Origin of the sequence: Lysobacter enzymogenes, from assembly GCF_017355525.1 — a bacterium.
GTDB lineage: Bacteria > Pseudomonadota > Gammaproteobacteria > Xanthomonadales > Xanthomonadaceae > Lysobacter > Lysobacter enzymogenes_C.
Genome location: NZ_CP067395.1, coordinates 5,377,564 through 5,393,159 on the forward strand (window position 1 = coordinate 5,377,564; position 15,596 = coordinate 5,393,159).

General features: G+C 70.3%; 13 protein-coding genes. 4 read left to right on the forward strand and 9 right to left on the reverse strand.

Annotated elements, in window-relative coordinates; all coding sequences use genetic code 11:
• Nucleotides 1-24: 24 nt before the first annotated feature.
• From JHW38_RS22705 to JHW38_RS22720, 4 genes are read right to left on the reverse strand one after another with little or no spacing between them, the layout of a single operon-like run.
• Entirely contained in the window at nucleotides 25-777 is a 753-nt protein-coding gene (locus JHW38_RS22705; RefSeq protein WP_207523551.1) for a phosphoadenylyl-sulfate reductase, read from the reverse strand.
• The gene (gene cysI, locus JHW38_RS22710) at nucleotides 774-2,513 is read right to left on the reverse strand and encodes an assimilatory sulfite reductase (NADPH) hemoprotein subunit (RefSeq protein ID WP_207523552.1); all 1,740 of its coding nucleotides are present in this window, start codon (nucleotides 2,511-2,513) and stop codon (nucleotides 774-776) included. Before cysI ends, JHW38_RS22705 begins: the two co-directional genes overlap by 4 nt.
• A complete protein-coding gene (locus JHW38_RS22715; RefSeq protein ID WP_207523553.1) occupies nucleotides 2,510-2,773 on the reverse strand; it encodes a hypothetical protein in 264 nt (87 codons plus the stop codon). Before JHW38_RS22715 ends, cysI begins: the two co-directional genes overlap by 4 nt.
• Nucleotides 2,773-4,623: an assimilatory sulfite reductase (NADPH) flavoprotein subunit gene (locus JHW38_RS22720; RefSeq protein WP_207523554.1), complete on the reverse strand. Its 1,851-nt coding sequence runs from the start codon at nucleotides 4,621-4,623 to the stop codon at nucleotides 2,773-2,775. Before JHW38_RS22720 ends, JHW38_RS22715 begins: the two co-directional genes overlap by 1 nt.
• A gap of 381 nt (nucleotides 4,624-5,004) precedes the next feature.
• Between JHW38_RS22720 and cysD the strand changes: the two genes are divergently transcribed.
• Both cysD and cysN read left to right on the forward strand, forming a co-directional pair.
• Complete coding sequence (cysD, locus tag JHW38_RS22725) at nucleotides 5,005-5,982, forward strand: sulfate adenylyltransferase subunit CysD (protein ID WP_207523555.1); 978 nt, start codon at nucleotides 5,005-5,007, stop codon at nucleotides 5,980-5,982.
• The gene (cysN, locus tag JHW38_RS22730) at nucleotides 5,982-7,961 is read left to right on the forward strand and encodes a sulfate adenylyltransferase subunit CysN (protein WP_207523556.1); all 1,980 of its coding nucleotides are present in this window, start codon (nucleotides 5,982-5,984) and stop codon (nucleotides 7,959-7,961) included. The genes cysD and cysN overlap by 1 nt, the downstream gene beginning before the upstream one ends.
• Before the next feature lie 222 nt (nucleotides 7,962-8,183).
• Here cysN and JHW38_RS22735 read toward each other — a convergent pair whose 3' ends face one another.
• Together JHW38_RS22735 and JHW38_RS22740 are read right to left on the reverse strand one after the other, a co-directional pair.
• A complete protein-coding gene (locus tag JHW38_RS22735) occupies nucleotides 8,184-8,429 on the reverse strand; it encodes a GlsB/YeaQ/YmgE family stress response membrane protein (protein ID WP_096379536.1) in 246 nt (81 codons plus the stop codon).
• A gap of 311 nt (nucleotides 8,430-8,740) precedes the next feature.
• Nucleotides 8,741-10,234, reverse strand: a complete 1,494-nt coding sequence (locus JHW38_RS22740; protein ID WP_207523557.1) for a M20 family metallopeptidase — start codon at nucleotides 10,232-10,234, stop codon at nucleotides 8,741-8,743.
• Between the two features lie 218 nt (nucleotides 10,235-10,452).
• Here JHW38_RS22740 and JHW38_RS22745 point away from each other — a divergent pair, with 218 nt between their 5' ends.
• Nucleotides 10,453-10,797 carry a ComEA family DNA-binding protein gene (locus tag JHW38_RS22745; protein ID WP_207523558.1) on the forward strand — a complete coding sequence of 115 codons (345 nt, stop codon included), beginning with the start codon at nucleotides 10,453-10,455 and terminating at the stop codon, nucleotides 10,795-10,797.
• Nucleotides 10,798-11,198: 401 nt separating this feature from the next.
• Nucleotides 11,199-11,816: a HutD/Ves family protein gene (locus JHW38_RS22750; RefSeq protein ID WP_207523559.1), complete on the forward strand. Its 618-nt coding sequence runs from the start codon at nucleotides 11,199-11,201 to the stop codon at nucleotides 11,814-11,816.
• A gap of 227 nt (nucleotides 11,817-12,043) precedes the next feature.
• On the opposite strand, the gene JHW38_RS22755 is transcribed toward JHW38_RS22750, so the two are convergent.
• The 3 genes from JHW38_RS22755 to JHW38_RS22765 form a co-directional block, all read right to left on the reverse strand.
• A complete protein-coding gene (locus JHW38_RS22755; RefSeq protein ID WP_207523560.1) occupies nucleotides 12,044-13,687 on the reverse strand; it encodes a sulfite reductase subunit alpha in 1,644 nt (547 codons plus the stop codon).
• Nucleotides 13,684-14,613 carry an FAD:protein FMN transferase gene (locus JHW38_RS22760; RefSeq protein ID WP_428995335.1) on the reverse strand — a complete coding sequence of 310 codons (930 nt, stop codon included), beginning with the start codon at nucleotides 14,611-14,613 and terminating at the stop codon, nucleotides 13,684-13,686. Before JHW38_RS22760 ends, JHW38_RS22755 begins: the two co-directional genes overlap by 4 nt.
• Before the next feature lie 169 nt (nucleotides 14,614-14,782).
• On the reverse strand, nucleotides 14,783-15,592 hold the full coding sequence (locus tag JHW38_RS22765; protein ID WP_207523561.1) for a DUF4198 domain-containing protein: 810 nt from the start codon (nucleotides 15,590-15,592) through the stop codon (nucleotides 14,783-14,785).
• Nucleotides 15,593-15,596: the final 4 nt, after the last annotated feature.

Genomic DNA, 15,596 nt, shown 5'->3' on the forward strand with positions numbered 1-15,596 from the left:
TCCTACAGGAAGCCCCGGCCGCGATCAGGCGGCTTGGTTTTCTTGCGCCGGCTCGCTGTCGAAATGCAGCCCGCACTCGCGCTTGAGCCCGAAGAAACGGGTGTCTTCCTCGCGCATGCCCGGCTCCAGCCGGCGCGTGGTGTGCACGTCGCCGATCGAGACGAAGCCGTCGTGCCACAGCGGGTGATACGGCAGGTCGTGCGTCTGCAGGTATTGCCACACGTCGCGGTCGCTCCAGTCGGCCAGCGGATGCAGCTTCCAGCGGCCGTCCTTGATCTGCAGGAAGTCGAGGTTGGCGCGGCTGCCGGACTGGCTGCGGCGCAGGCCGGCGATCCAGGTGCGCACGCCCAGCTCGCTCAGCGCGCGCTGCATCGGTTCGACCTTGCGCATGCGGTTGTAGCGCTCGATCCCTTCCAGCCCCTGCTCCCACAGCTTGCCGAAGCGCGCTTCCATCCAGGCCACGCCCATCTGCGGGCGGTACACCTTCAGGTTCAGCGCCAGCCGCTCGCCGAGTTCGTCGATGAAGCGATAGGTCTCGGGGAACAGATAGCCGGTGTCGACCACGATCACCGGAATCCGCGGCGCCTGCCGCACGACCATGTGCAGCGACACCGCCGACTGCGCGCCGAAACTCGACGACAGCGCGTGCTCGCCGGCGGTGTTCTCCAACGCCCAGGCGACCCTTCGCTCGGCGCTTTGCGTCGCCAGCCAGGCGTTGAGTTCGGCCAGCGCGCGCGGGGATTCGGCGGCGGTGACGGGATCGGTCGGAGCGCTCATGCGTGTGCCTCTGCAACCAGTGCGATGGGAATGCCGGTGGGGGTGGGATAGGGAATGGTCACGACCTGGCTGCGCACCAGGTAATCGCCGAAGCCTTCGTCCTGCTCGCGCTGGCCGGCGTAGGCGCCCAGCAGCGGATCCAGCGCGGCGGCGATCTCGGCCTCGGTGATGTTCTCGCGGTACAGCGTGTTGAGGCGCTGGCCGCGGTGGTCGGCGCCGAGCATCAGGTTGTAGCGGCCGGGCGCCTTGCCGACCAGGGCGATCTCGCCGAGGTAGGGACGCGAGCAGCCGTTCGGGCAGCCGCTGATGCGCAGGTTGATCGAGGCGTCGGGGATCGCATGGCGCTGCAACAGCGCTTCGACCGCGTCGACGAAATCCGGCAGGTAGCGTTCGGCTTCGGCCATCGCCAGGCCGCAGGTCGGCAGCGCCACGCAGGCCAGCGCGTTGCGCCGCACCGGGCTGGCGCTGCGGTAGCCGTCCAGGCCGTGCTGCGCGACGAGCGCGTCGACGCGTTCGCGCAGCGCCGCGGGCACGCCGGCGATGGTCAGGTTCTGGTTCGGGGTCATGCGGAATTCGGAACCCGGCGCGTCCAGCAGCAGTTGCGCGATCTCGCGCAGCCCGCTGAGGTGGCTCAGTTCCTCGCCGCGGCCGTCGAGCGCGCCGTCGACGATGCGGCCGGCCGGCAGGCGCAAGGTCAGGTGCGCGTGGCCGTCGTCGCCTTCGACCCAGCCGAAGCGGTCGCCGTTGTGGCGGAAGGCGAACGGACGCGCCGGAAGGAGAGTGAAACCGGCGCGCCGTTCGACTTCCGATTTGAACCAGTCCAGCCCGCGGTCGTCGATGGTGTACTTCAGACGCGCGCGCTTGCGCAGCTGGCGATTGCCGAAATCGCGCTGGGCGGTGACCACCGCCACGCCGACCGGAATGACTTGCTCCGGGGCGACGAAGCCGATCACGTCGGCGACCCGCGGATAGGTCTCCGGGTCGCCGTGGGTCGCGCCCATGCCGCCGCCGACGGTGACGTTGTAGCCGAGCAGCTCGCCGTTCTCGATGACCGCGATGTAGCCCAGGTCCTGGGCGAACACGTCGACGTCGTTGTACGGCGGGATCGCGAAGCCGATCTTGAACTTGCGCGGCAGGTAGGCCTGGCCGTAGACCGGCTCCTCCTCCTCGCCGCTGCCGTCGACGCGCTCCTCGTCGAGCCAGATTTCGTAATAGGCGCGGGTGTTCGGCAACAGATGCTCCGACAGCGCCGCGGCCTGCGCGAACACCGCCGCGTGGCTGGCCGAGACCTGCGGATTGGCCGCGACCGCGACGTTGCGGTTGACGTCGCCGCAGGCCGCCAACGTGTCGATCAGCGCGGCGTTGATCGCCTGCATCGTCGCCTTGAGCTCGGTCTTGATGACGCCGTGGTACTGGAACGCCTGGCGCGTGGTGATGCGCAGGCCGCGTTCGGCGAAGCGGGTGGCGATGGCGTCGAGCTTGAGCCACTGCTGCGGCGACACCACGCCGCCCGGGGTGCGGGTGCGGATCATGAAGCTGTGGGCCGGCTCCAGCTTGGCCACGCGGCGCTCCTCGCGCACGTCGCGGTCGTCCTGCTGGTAGCTGCCGTGGTACTTGATGAGGGTCTGGTCGTCCTCGTTCAACGCGCCGGTCAGCGGGTTGGCCAGACTCTCCAGCAGGCTGCCGCGCAGGCGCGCGCTGGAACGCTTGATGTCCTCGACCGAATGCGCGCTCATGCGGCGGCTCCGGCGAAGGCTTGAGCGCAATGCAGCCCGAACGGAGCGCTGCGCGACGCCGCCGACGCGCTCTGTTCGGCGCGCTGGTGCGCGGCGGCGCGGGAATCGCGCTCCATCCGGACTGCCGGGGCAATCGGTGCGGGCGCAGCATCGAGCGTCCCGCGACGCTCAGTAGACGCCACAAAGCCTGCGCCGTCGTGCGACGTGCGGCGCGATTCGACGATGTAATGTTCCGACCAGCGGACAGCGACGGCGTACATCAGTAGACATCCCGGGCGTAACGCCCCTGTTGTTGCAGATCGTTGAGGTATTCCTCGGCCGCTTCCGCGCCGCGCCCGCCGTGTTCGGCGATCGCCGCCAACAACGCGGCGTGCACGTCCTTGGCCATGCGGGTGGCGTCGCCGCACACGTACAGGTGGGCGCCGTTCTGCAGCCAGTCGTACAGCTCGCGGCCGTGTTCGCGCAGGCGATGCTGGACATAGACCTTGTGCGCCTGGTCGCGCGAGAACGCCAGGTCCAGCCGGTGCAGCTGGCCCGACTTCAGCGCCGCCTGCCATTCGGTCTGGTAGAGGAAATCGGTGCGGAAATGCGGGTTGCCGAACAGCAGCCAGTTGCGCCCCGACGCGCCGTCGGCGGCGCGGTCCTGGACGAAACCGCGGAACGGCGCCACGCCGGTGCCGGGACCGATCATGACGATGTCGCGGCTGCCGTCGGCGGGCAGGCGGAAGCGCTCGTTGTGCTCGATGAACACTGGCAGGCGCTCGCCTTCCTCGGCGCTGGCGAACTGGTGCGAGGCCGCGCCCCAGCGCGCGCCGAATTCGTTGGCGTACTCGACGTGGGCCACGGTCAGGTGCGCTTCCTCGCCGACCGCCTTCTGGCTGGAGGCGATCGAATACAGGCGCGGGGTCAGCGGCCGCAGCGCGGCGACCAGCTCCTCGGCCGACCAGCCGCCGTCGAAGCGCTGCAAGAGATCGATGACCTGGGTGCGCGCCAGCAGTTCGGCCAGCTGCGCCGACTGGTCCGGCGCGAGCAGGCGGTTGAGTTCGTCGCTGCGCGCATGCGCGGCGTGGCTGGCCACGAACGGGCGCGCCAGCTTGGTCAGTTCGCGCTTCTCGCCGAGCCACTGGCGCAGCGGCAGGGTCTGGCCGGCGTGCGCGACCGCGGCGTCGCCGTCGAGCTGCAGCGTCTCCAGCACCGCCTGCACCAGCGCCGGCGGATTGCGCGGCCACAGGCCGAGCGCGTCGCCGGGCTGGTAGTGCAGGCCGGAATCCTCCAGCGACAGCTCGATGTGGCGGATGTCCTTGTCGGCGACGACCGCGCCGCGCGCGCTGCTGGCGCGGGCGATCAGGCGGCGGTTGCCGATCAGTTCGGCGGCGAACGGCGCGTCGCGGTGGTAGGTCGGCGCGGCCGGCGCGATCGGGCGCAGCGGCGTCACCGTGGCCAGATGCGCGGCGGCCGGCTTCAGCGTTTCCTTGGCTTGCGTGAGCGCTTGTTGCAGCCACGGCGTGGCCACGGTTTCGATGTCCAGGTCGGCTTCGCCGCGGGCGAAGGCGCGGGTCGCGCCGAGTTCGGCCAGGCGCGCGTCGAGCTGGGCGCCGATCGCGCAGAACTGCGGATAGCTCGAATCGCCGAGGCCGAGCACGGCGTAGTGCACGCCCTTGAGCTCGGGCGCGCGCTTGCCTTTGATGAACTCGACCAGCCCGCGCGCATCGTCAGGCGGATCGCCGTCGCCCTGGGTGCTGACCACCAGGTACAGCAGGCGCTCGCTCTTGAGCTCGCGGGTCGGGTAGGCGTCGGCGCGCAGCAGGCGCACGCTCAGGCCGGCGGCCTCGGCCTGCGCGGCCAGTTGTTCGGCCAGGCGCTTGGCGTTGCCGGTCTGGCTGCCGTAGACCACGGTCAGGCGCTCGCCGGTCTTGGCTTCCGGCGCGATCGCCGCGGCGATCGGCGTCGGGGTCAGGCCCGAGCGGGCCAGCCCGGCGGCATAGCCGGACAGCCACCACAGGCTGTCGCGGTCGAGGCCGTCGGTGAGGCGGGCGAGCGAATCCAGCCGGTCGGCCGGCAAGGGCGCGGCGAGCAGGGCGGGGGCGACGGGCTGGGCGGCGGCAGGCACGGCGGCGGTCTGCGTCTGGCTATGGAGTCCGCAGGCTACGAGCGCGCGCCGGGCGCGCGGAAAGGATGCTCGGTTATTCGTTAATGCCTTGCGTTCATTTCTCCCCGAATCCGGGGGGATTTCTAATGCCAGCCATGGCCGGGGGAGGGTGCGCCCGCTCCGGCCGCCGCCGCGGGGCGGCGGATTGCGACGCGGTTCGCGCGCGGTCCGTGCGCCACGGCCCGCAATCCGGGCCAGACCGCGGCGGATGTGGTTCGATGGTCGCCGCGGCCGGCTTGCACAGGCCGGGCCGGCGGCGACCTGGAACCGGACCGAACGACCGCCCGGGCGCCGCCGCGTCGCCCCGGCGCCACCGGAACGCGGCTTGCGAGCCTTATAGCGATGAGTGCGTCACCCGAACCCCTAGCCGCCGCTGCGCTGTCCCCCCTCGCCGCGGCCGACGCGCCGGCGCTGCCGGCGCAGGCGCTGAGCCACCTCGACCGGCTCGAGGCCGAGAGCATCCACATCCTGCGCGAGGTCGCGGCCGAGTTCCGCAACCCGGTGATGCTCTATTCCATCGGCAAGGACAGCTCGGTGCTGCTGCACCTGCTGCTCAAGGCCTTCTACCCCGCGCGCCCGCCGATCCCGCTGCTGCACGTGGACACCGGCTGGAAGTTCCGCGAGATGATCGCCTTCCGCGACCGCCGCGCCGCCGAGACCGGCGTCGACCTGCGCGTGCACATGAATCCCGACGGCCTGGCCCAGGGCATCGGCCCGGTCAGCCACGGCGCCGCCGTGCACACCGACGTGATGAAGACCCAGGCGCTGAAGCAGGCCCTGGACTGGAACAAGTTCGACGCCGCCATCGGCGGCGCGCGCCGCGACGAGGAAAAGTCGCGCGCCAAGGAACGCATCTTCTCGTTCCGCAATCCGCAGCACCGCTGGGATCCGAAGAACCAGCGCCCGGAGCTGTGGAACCTGTACAACACCCGCATCCATTCCGGCGAGAGCGTGCGGGTGTTCCCGATCTCGAACTGGACCGAGCTCGACGTGTGGCTGTACATCTACCGCGAACGCATTCCGGTGCCGTCGCTGTACTTCGCCGCCAAGCGCCCGGTGGTGGAACGCGACGGCGCGCTGATCCTGGTCGACGACGAACGCCTGCCGCTGCGCGCCGGCGAAACCCCGCAACTGCGCGACGTGCGCTTCCGCACCCTGGGCTGCTATCCGCTGACCGGCGCGATCGAATCGCAGGCCGACACGCTGGAGAAGATCATCGCCGAGATGCTGGTCGCCACCACCTCCGAACGTCAGGGCCGCATGATCGACCACGATCCGTCCGCGTCGATGGAGCGCAAGAAGCAGGAGGGCTATTTCTGATGAACGCCGAAGCCCGAACCCTCGCCGCGCGCGCCGACGCGGCCGCCGCCAACGAAGACGCCGGCGCCAGCGTGCTGGCCTTCGCCGCGCCGTCCGCGCGCCAGGCCGACTCCGCCGGCGAGGCCGTCGCCGACTACCTGCGCCAGCACGAAACCAAGAGCCTGCTGCGCTTCATCACCTGCGGCAGCGTCGACGACGGCAAGAGCACCCTGATCGGACGCCTGCTGCACGACACCCAGCGCCTGTTCGAAGACCAGCTGGCCGCGCTCGACGCCGACAGCCGCCGCCACGGCACCCGCAACGGTCAGATCGACTTCGCCCTGCTCGTCGACGGCCTCGCCGCCGAACGCGAGCAAGGCATCACCATCGACGTGGCCTACCGCTATTTCGGCACCGAACGGCGCAAGTTCATCGTCGCCGACTGCCCCGGCCACGAGCAGTACACCCGCAACATGGCCACCGGCGCATCCACCGCCGATCTGGCGGTGGTGCTGGTCGACGCGCGCAAAGGCCTGCTGACCCAGACCCGCCGCCATAGCTACATCGTCTCGCTGCTCGGCATCCGCCACGTGTTGCTGGCGGTCAACAAGATGGACCTGGTCGGTTTCGACCCGGACGTGTTCGAACGCATCGTCGGCGAATACCGCGAACTGGCCGACAAGCTCGGCATCGCCCACGTGCAGGCGATCCCGCTGTCGGCGCTCAACGGCGACAACCTCACCGCGCGCTCGCCGGCGACGCCGTGGTACCGCGGGCCGAGCGTGCTCGAACACCTGGAAACCGTCGACGTCGCCCGCGACGCCGCCGATCCGGGCCTGCGCCTGCCGGTGCAGTGGGTCAACCGTCCGCACCAGGATTTCCGCGGTTTCGCCGGCACCATCGCCGCCGGCCGGGTGCACCCCGGCGACGAGATCGTGGCGCTGCCTTCGGGCCGGCGCTCGCGCGTGCAGCGCATCGTCACCGCCGACGGCGACCTGGAACAGGCGACGGCGGGGCAGGCGGTGACGCTGACCCTGGCCGACGAACTCGACATCAGCCGCGGCGACGTGATCGCCAGCGCGGCGCAGCCGGCGCAGGTGGCCGACCAGTTCGCGGCGCATCTTCTCTGGATGGATGCGAATCCGCTGCTGCCCGGTCGCTCCTATTGGCTAAAGATCGGCGCGCGCACGGTCAGCGCCAGCGTCACCGAGATCAAGCACAAGATCGACGTCAATACCCAGGCCCAGCTGGCCGCGCGCCGGCTCGAACTCAACGAGGTCGCCTGGTGCAACCTCGGCCTGGACCAGCCGATCGCGTTCGAGGCCTATCGCGACAACCGCGAACTCGGCAGCTTCGTGCTGATCGACCGCCAGACCAACGCCACCGTCGCCGCCGGCACCCTGGATTTCGCCCTGCGCCGCGCCGAGAACATCCACTGGCAGCCGGTCGACGTCGACAAGGCCGCACGCGCCCAGGCCAAGCGGCAGACGCCGCGCTGCGTGTGGTTCACCGGCCTGTCGGGCTCGGGCAAATCGACCATCGCCAATCTGGTCGACAAGCAACTGCATGCGCTCGGCCACCACACCTTCATCCTCGACGGCGACAACGTCCGCCACGGCTTGAACAAGGACCTGGGCTTCACCGACGCCGACCGGGTCGAGAACATCCGCCGCGTCGCCGAAGTGGCCAAGCTGATGACCGACGCCGGCCTGATCGTGCTGGTCAGCTTCATCTCGCCGTTCCGCGCCGAGCGCCAGCTCGCGCGCGAGCTGTTCGGCGCCGGCGAATTCGTCGAAGTGTTCGTCGACACGCCGCTGGAGGAAGCCGAGCGCCGCGACGTGAAGGGCCTGTACGCGAAGGCGCGCGCCGGCAAGATTCCGAACTTCACCGGCATCGATTCGCCGTACGAGGCGCCGGAGTCGCCGGAGCTGCATCTGGCGACGCAGGAAGACGAGCCGCAGACGCTGGCGCAGCGCGTGGTCGATTACCTGCGCGATTGAGCGGCGCGGCTTCGCGCTGGCGCCGCGATCCGTCGCGGCGCGGTCGCGGCTCGCGCCGCTCCTACAAGGCGCTACGCCGCTGCGTCCGCCCCCTGTAGGAGCGGCGCAAGCCGCGACCGCGCCAACCCAACCACGGCGTTTCTCCGCAATCCCGAAACCCCCAAAACAAGAACGCCCCGGCCGAAACCGGGGCGTTCGCACAAGCGGCGCGAGGACCGCCGCTCAACTCTTGGCGGACTTGCTGCGGATGAACTCGTACAGGAACAGCAGCACGATCGCGCAGACCACCGACACGATCAGGCCGATGAATCCGCCGCCGCCGTAGACCAGGCTGCCCACGTACGCGCCGGCGATGCCGAGCAGGATCGTCAGGATCCAGCCCATCGGATCGGCGCCGGGTTTGAAGAACCGCGCGAGGATGCCGATGACCGCGCCGATGATGATGGTGGAAATGATGCCGCCGAACATGGCTTGCCTCCTCGGGTGGATGGGACTGCGCCCGGATCATGTGAGCGCCCGCGTCGCCGCCGCGTGAGGGCAAGCCGGCGGATTGAACCGCGGTTAAGCCGTTGCCGAAGGCCGCACAGGCCACAGCGGCGACGGGATTCGCGCGCTGTCCGCGCCGCGGCATGCACCGCCGCGCGGCAGCTTCGCCGGCGCACTCGCAGCGCTCGAGCCGTCGCGCGTTCGCCGCGGACAAAGAAAAAGCGGACCCGAAGGCCCGCTTTCCCATCGTTCGCATCGGCCGCCGAAGCGGCGGCCGAACCAAGCCAGCCGCCTTAGCAGCAGCCGTGACCGCCGTGGCGATCGCCGCTGTCGGCGACCACCGCCGCGCCCGTGGTCTCGCCGCGCTGGCTGGCCTGATGATGCTCGGCCACCACCCGCGCCACGCACGCGGTCACCCGCTTGCCCATCGGGATATGCAGGAACTCGTTGGGGCCGTGCGCATTGGAGTGCGGGCCGAGCACGCCGGTAATCATGAACTGCGCGCCCGGGAACTTCTCGCCGAGCATGCCCATGAACGGAATCGAGCCGCCTTCGCCCATGTACATCGCCGGCTGGCCGAAGAACTCGCGGCTCGACGCGTCGATCGCCTTGGTCAGCCACGACGACATCGCCGGCGCGTTCCAGCCGCTCGACGACTTCTCCAGTTCCAGCGACACCTGCGCGCCGTTCGGCGGATCGCGCAGCAGCACTTCCTTGAGCAGCTCGCCGGCGCGCTTGCCGTCCAGGGTCGGCGGCAGGCGCAGCGACAGCTTCACCGAGGTGTAGGGACGCAGCACGTTGCCGGCCGAGGCCAGCGCCGGCATGCCGTCGACGCCGGTCACCGACAGCGCCGGGCGCCAGGTGCGGTTGAGCACCAGTTCCGACAACTCGTCGGCCATCGGCTTCATGCCCGGCAGGAACGGGAACTTGTCGTAGACCGCGGTGCCGAGCACCTTGGCGGCCTGACGCGCCTGTTCCATGCGTTCTTCGGGCACGTCGACGTACAGGCCTTCGATCAGGATCTTGCCGCTGGTCTCGTCTTCCAGCCGCGACAGCAACTGGCGCAGCAGGCGGAAGCTCGACGGCACCACGCCCGAAGCGTCGCCGGAGTGCACGCCTTCGCTGAGCACCTTGACCGTGAAATTGCCGCCGGCCAGGCCGCGCAGCGACGTGGTGCACCACAGCTGATCGTAGTTGCCGCAGCCCGAGTCCAGGCACACCACCAGCGAGGGCTTGCCGATGCGCTCGGCGAGATGATCGACGTAGGCCGGCAGGTCGTAGCTGCCCGATTCCTCGCAGGCCTCGATCAGGATCACGCAGCGCGAGTGCGGCACCTGCTGGTCCTGCAGCGCCAGGATCGCCGCCAGCGAGCCGAAGATCGCGTAACCGTCGTCGGCGCCGCCGCGGCCGAACAGCTTGTCGCCCTTGATGACCGGCTTCCACGGGCCGAGGTCGTCGTCCCAGCCGGTCATTTCCGGCTGCTTGTCGAGGTGCCCGTAAAGCAGCACGCAATCCTCGTCGCTGCCGCCATGAGCGGCCGGAATGTCGATGAAGATCAGCGGCGTGCGGCCTTCCAGCCGGACCACCTCGACCTGCATGCCGGGGATGGCCTGGGCCTTGGCCCACGACTCCATCAGCTTGACCGCATCGTCCATGTAGCCGTGCTTGACCCAGTCGGCGTCGAACATCGGCGACTTGTTGGGGATGCGGATGTACTCGACCAATTGCGGGACGATTTCGTCGTCCCACTTCTGACCGACGTAGCGGTCGACCTTGCTGGCGTCCATGAACGGGGCCTCGGAGCTGGGGAAGGCGGCCATTTTACGCCGGCCGGGGCGTGTAGGACTTTTCCTACCCTGCGCTGCGGCTCCGCCCGACTTCTTCAGGGCCCAAGCGGCGATAACCTGTGCCCGTCGAGACATGGAGACTGTCTCCACCGGCCGACAAGGACTCAAGGAAGCAAGTTAGCCGGTCTGGAACGGAATCCAATCTCAAGGAGCTCAACATGAAGTCGTTTGCCCTCATCGCCAAGTCGCTGGTGCTCTCGCTGGTCCTCGCCGGCAGCGCCTACGCCTCGGAGAAGGTCAATATCAACAGCGCCGATGCGGCCACGCTGGACCGCGTGCTGCTCAACATCGGAGCGTCCAAGGCAGAAGCGATCGTCGCTTACCGCAAGGCCAACGGGGCCTTCCGCAGCGTCGAGCAGCTGGCCCTGGTCAAGGGGATCGGTCTGAAGACGGTGGAAAAGAACCGCGACCGTATTGTGGTGGGTGGGGCGCCGGCGCAAGGCGGCCGTCCGACCAACACCGCCGGCGCCCTCGCGGCGCCGCGCGCCGCCAGCAAGCGCTGAACTAGCCTGCCGGCACCGTAAGGATGCGGAGCCGGTAGCTGATCGGGCAAGGAGGCCCGAAGGATTCGGGGGGAGGTCCCTGGACACGGAAGTATGCTGCCCCGCCGCGGAAGGATCCGCGGCGGGGCACACCCAACCGAAGTTACGCAGCCCCGCCGCCCCACCCCCGAAGCCCCGCATCCCCCAGGACGCCTTCCCCGCGTCGCTGGCTTTCGCCGTTTGCCCGCCGCAAGCCCCCCTGTAGGAGCGGCGCAAGCCGCGACCGCGCAACCCCACCGGCCGGCGCCCCCTGCGCACCGCGACGAATCTCCACGCCCGGCGCCCGCCCGCCTCCTCGCAAGACTTGGGCCCCCTCCCCACACCCACTAAACTGGCCCCTCCATTCAGCCAGTCGCACCCCCATGCCCACCCGCCCGTCCTGGTGCATCCCCGCCAACGAATACCGCCGCGAGCGCTGGCGCAACCAGTTCGGCTGGACCCGCGAAATCGTGCGCATGCGCCGCGAGGACGGCCGCGACCGTCCGGCCGCGGGCGAGGAAGACTGGGACTGGCGCCTGTCGATCGCCGAAATCGAAAGCGACGCCCCGTTCTCGGCGTTTCCGGGCGTCGACCGCGAACTGGTCCTGCTCAGCGGCAACGGCCTGCGCCTGCGCTTCGACGACGGCGAGGCCTTCGAACTGCACCCGCCGCACGACAAGCTGCGCTTCGCCGGCGAACGCACGGTGACCGGCGAGCTGGTCGACGGCCCGACCCACGACTTCAACCTGATGTGGCGCCGCGACCACGTCCGCGCCGAACTCTGGCACCGCCCGCTGGTCGGGCCGATGGTGCTGTTCGCCGAACCCGGGCAGAGCTGGGCCGTGCACCTGCTGGCCGGCCAGGCGCATTTCGCCGACGGCTCCGGACTGGCGCCGCTGCAGGCCGGCGACACCGCGATCCTGGCGGCGGGCGAGGAGCGTCTGCGCCATGTGCTGGAAGGCGGCGGCGAAGTGTTGCTGGTGCGCGTCGGCGAGGCTTGAGCTGCGTTGGCGCCCCGTCTCTGCGAGCGTGCGTGGGAAAACGCGGCGATGGGTGCCGCGATCGGCGTAGCGTGGTTTGCGTCGTAGGCGAGGTGTCGCGGTCGCGGCTTGCGGCTCCTACAGTCGGGCTTCCAGCGGCGGTTCGGATGCGAGACGAGTTTCCGGACCGACTGTGGGAGGGTTTTCAGGCCCGACGCTTTCCGCTCGGATCGCCGCGCCCACGCCGATCAGTACACATCGCGCCGATAGCGCCCGTCCGCCGCCATCGTTTCCAGCGCCTCGTCGCCGAGCGCTTCGCGCAGCACCGCATCCACCGCCGGCGCCATGCCTTCCAGGCTGCCGCACACGTAGATCGCCGCGCCTGCGTCGACCCACTCGCGCACCTGGGCGATGCGTTCGCGCAAGCGGTCCTGCACGTACACGCGCTGCGCGCCGTCGCGCGAGAACGCGTAGTCGGTGCGTTCGATTCGGCCGTCGGCCGTCCAGGCTTCGAGTTCGTCGCGGTAATGCAGGTCGCAGGCGGCGTTGCGTTCGCCGAACAGCAACCAGTTGCGCCGGTGCCCGGCGTCGATGCGCTCGCGCAGCAAGGCGCGCAGCCCGGCCAGGCCGGTGCCGTTGCCGATCAGGATCAGCGGCCGCGCGTCGGCGGGCGCGTGGAACGAGGGGTTGGAGCGGATGCGCAGGTCGATGAGTGCGTCGTCGTCGGCGTATTCGCTGAGCCAGCCGCTGCCCAGGCCGAGGCGGCCGTCGTCGCGGCGCATCTGCCGGACCAACAGGCGCAGCGCGCCGTCGGCGGGAATCGAGGCGATGGAGTATTCGCGATGCGGCAGCGACGCCAGTTCGTCGGCCAGCGTCTGCGCGCTCTTGCCGGCCGCGGCGTCGATGGCGGGCAGGCGCGAACGCGCGAGCGATTCGGCCAGCGCACGTTCGTCGTCGCCGTGGCGCACCCGCGCGTCGCCATCGAAGTTCGCCGCGGCGAGCCAGCGCGCGACCTCGTCCGGCGCATTGCGCGGCCCGATTTCGGCGATGTCGCCGGCGCGCCACTGCAAGGCCGAGCCGTCGGCCGGCATCAGGGCGAGATGGAACGCGGCCGCGCCGGCGCTGCCCGGGTTCGACACCCGCCGTTCGCGCAGCCGCCACGGCGCGTAGGCCGGCGCGCTCCAGTCGGGCAGGTCGGTGCGGCCGGCGAGCAGGCCCAGGTGGTGCTGCCAGTGGCGCAGCGCGCCGGCGTCGCCGTTGTCGACTTCGACCAGATCGAACAGCGGTTGCGCGCCGGCGTGGCGCAGCCAGTGGTCGAGGCGGTGGCCGAACGCGCAGTACTCGGCGTATTCGCGGTCGCCGAGCGCGAGCACGCCGTAACCCAGCTGCGGCAGCGGCGCGGCCGCGCCCAGGGTCTTGCGCACGAACGCGGCGGCGCTGTCGGGCGCGTCGCCTTCGCCGGTGGTGCTGACCACGAACAGCGCGCGGCGGTAGTGGCTCAGTTGCGCGGCGTCGAGCGTGCCGAGCACCGCGAGGTCGGCGCCGACGCCGGCGTCGCGCAGCGCTTGCCAACTGCGCCGCGCCAACTGTTCGGCGAAGCCGGTCTGGCTGGCGAAGGCGACCAGCCATTCGCCGCGTTGCTCGGCGCGGATCTGCGGCAGCGCCTCGCGTTGCGCGCGGCGTTTGCGCGAGACCGCGACCGCCGCGACGAAACCGACGTAGGCGGCGACCAGCGCCGCGGCCATCCACGCGCGTCCGCGGCCGGGCGCGATCCAGTGCCAGGCGTCGGCTTGCGAGCGTGCCGCCAGCGCGGCGAGCGCCGCCAGCGCCAGCAGCGCCAGGGCGTTGCCGATCAGGGACAGGTCGAAGCGGCGCGACGATGCGGAGGTCATGCGGAACGTTGCCGGGCGACGAAGCCGGGCGTGGGGCGGGCGATGAAGCCGTCGTTCTCGCGCAACACGAACAGCGCGGCGAGGCCGTGACGGTTGGCGTAAGCGAGCCCCGCATGGGCGCCGAGCACGGTCAGCGCGGTGGCGAGCGCGTCGGCGTGCATGCAGCGTTCGTGCAGCACGGTGACCGAAGCGACCGCGTTGTCGATCGGCGCGCCGCTGCGCGGATCGAGCGTGTGCGAGTAGCGGCGCGCGCCGTCGGCGGCGCCGGAAGACTGCTCGAAATAGCGGCGATAGTCGCCCGAGGTGGCGATGGCCAGGCCGTCGAGCGCGATCACCGCCGCGGCTTGGTCGTCGCGGCCGGGCTGCTCGACCGCGATGCGCCACGCCGAACCGTCGGGCTTGCGGCCGTGCGCGCGCAGTTCGCCGCCGACTTCGACCAGGCAATCGGCCACGCCTTGCGCGAGCAGCCAGTCGGCGACGCGGTCGACGCCGTAGCCTTTGGCGATCGAGGAAAAATCCAGATACGCGCCGCCGGGTTGCAGCAGCTCGTTGCGCGCGGCGTCGAAGCGCAGACGCCGCCAGTCGACGCGTTCGCGCGCCTGCGCCAGCGGCGCGCGGCCGGGCGCTTGCGTGCGCGCGCCCGCGGGGCCGAAGCCCCACAGGTCGGTCAGCGGGCCGATCGTCGGGTCGTAGGCGCCGTCGGTGTCGGCGGCCAACGCTAGCGCGGCTTGCAGCACTTCGGCGAACGCCGCCGGCAAGGCGTGTGCGCTGCCGGCTTCGGCGCGGTTGTAGCGGCTGATGTCCGAATCGGTTTCCCAGGTGCTCATCTGCGCGACGACTTCGTCGAGCCGCGCCCGAATGCCGCGTTCGAGCGCGATCAGCGCCGCGGCCGGCGCGACCAGCTTGACCGACCATGTCGTGCCCATGCTCAGGCCGCGCAGCTCGTGCAACGCGGCTTGCGCAGGAGCCAGTTCCAACTCCGCACCGGCGATGAAACCCTGCGATGCCGGCGCAGCCGCGGCGGTGCCGTGCGCGGGCGCCGCAACGGCGCCCGTCCACGTCCACATCGCTTGCGGCGCACGCGCGGCCATCGGCTTACTGCGGCAGCACTTCGAACACGGCCACGTAGCTCAGCCGGCGCTGCTTGGCGTCGGGCAGGGTGGTCTTGTTGTCTTCGCTGGCGGTTTCCAGCCAGTACATGCCGGCCGACGGCCACTTCACTTCGAACTTGCCGTCGGCGCCGGTGGTGGCGTGGATCTCGGCCTGCTCGTTGCGGTAACGGGTCGCGCCCGGAACGATTTCGATCTTGAGGCCGGACGCCGGCTTGCCGTCGACCAGCAGCTGGAACGTCGCCGCTTCGCCCGCGAACAGGTCGTTCGGGTGGGTCACCGGAACCAGCTCGATGCCCTTGCCGGTGGTCTTGAACACGCCGGTGCTCGGCTTGCCGACGGTGGCGAACGTCTCGACCCGGCCCAGGCTTTCGGAGGCGTTGACTTCGCTCGCGCCGGCCGGGATCGCGGCCTTGAACTCGCTGGCCTTGCCGCGCCAGCGCTTGGCTTCGCCGCCGAGCTTGTAGCTGGCGAACATGCCTTCGTTGTTCATCGCGATCTTGTAGGTGCCTTCCTGCTGCAATTGCAGGTCGAACACGCTGCGCAGCTTGCCGGTGGAACCGTTCTGCGCGGCGACGCTGCTGCCGTCCGGCGCGGTCACCTGCAGCCGCTCCAGCGGCAGCGGCACGTGGTTGAAGTAGAACAGGTCGTTGGACACGGCCGCATCGACCGTCATCCACGAGCCCTTCTCCGAGAACACGGTCTGCGAAGGCTGCAGCCACGCCTTGTGCGCGTGGGCGGTGCCGGCGAGCGCGAGCGCGGCGAAAGCGGCGGCGGAAATCAGTTTGAGTTTCATGGCG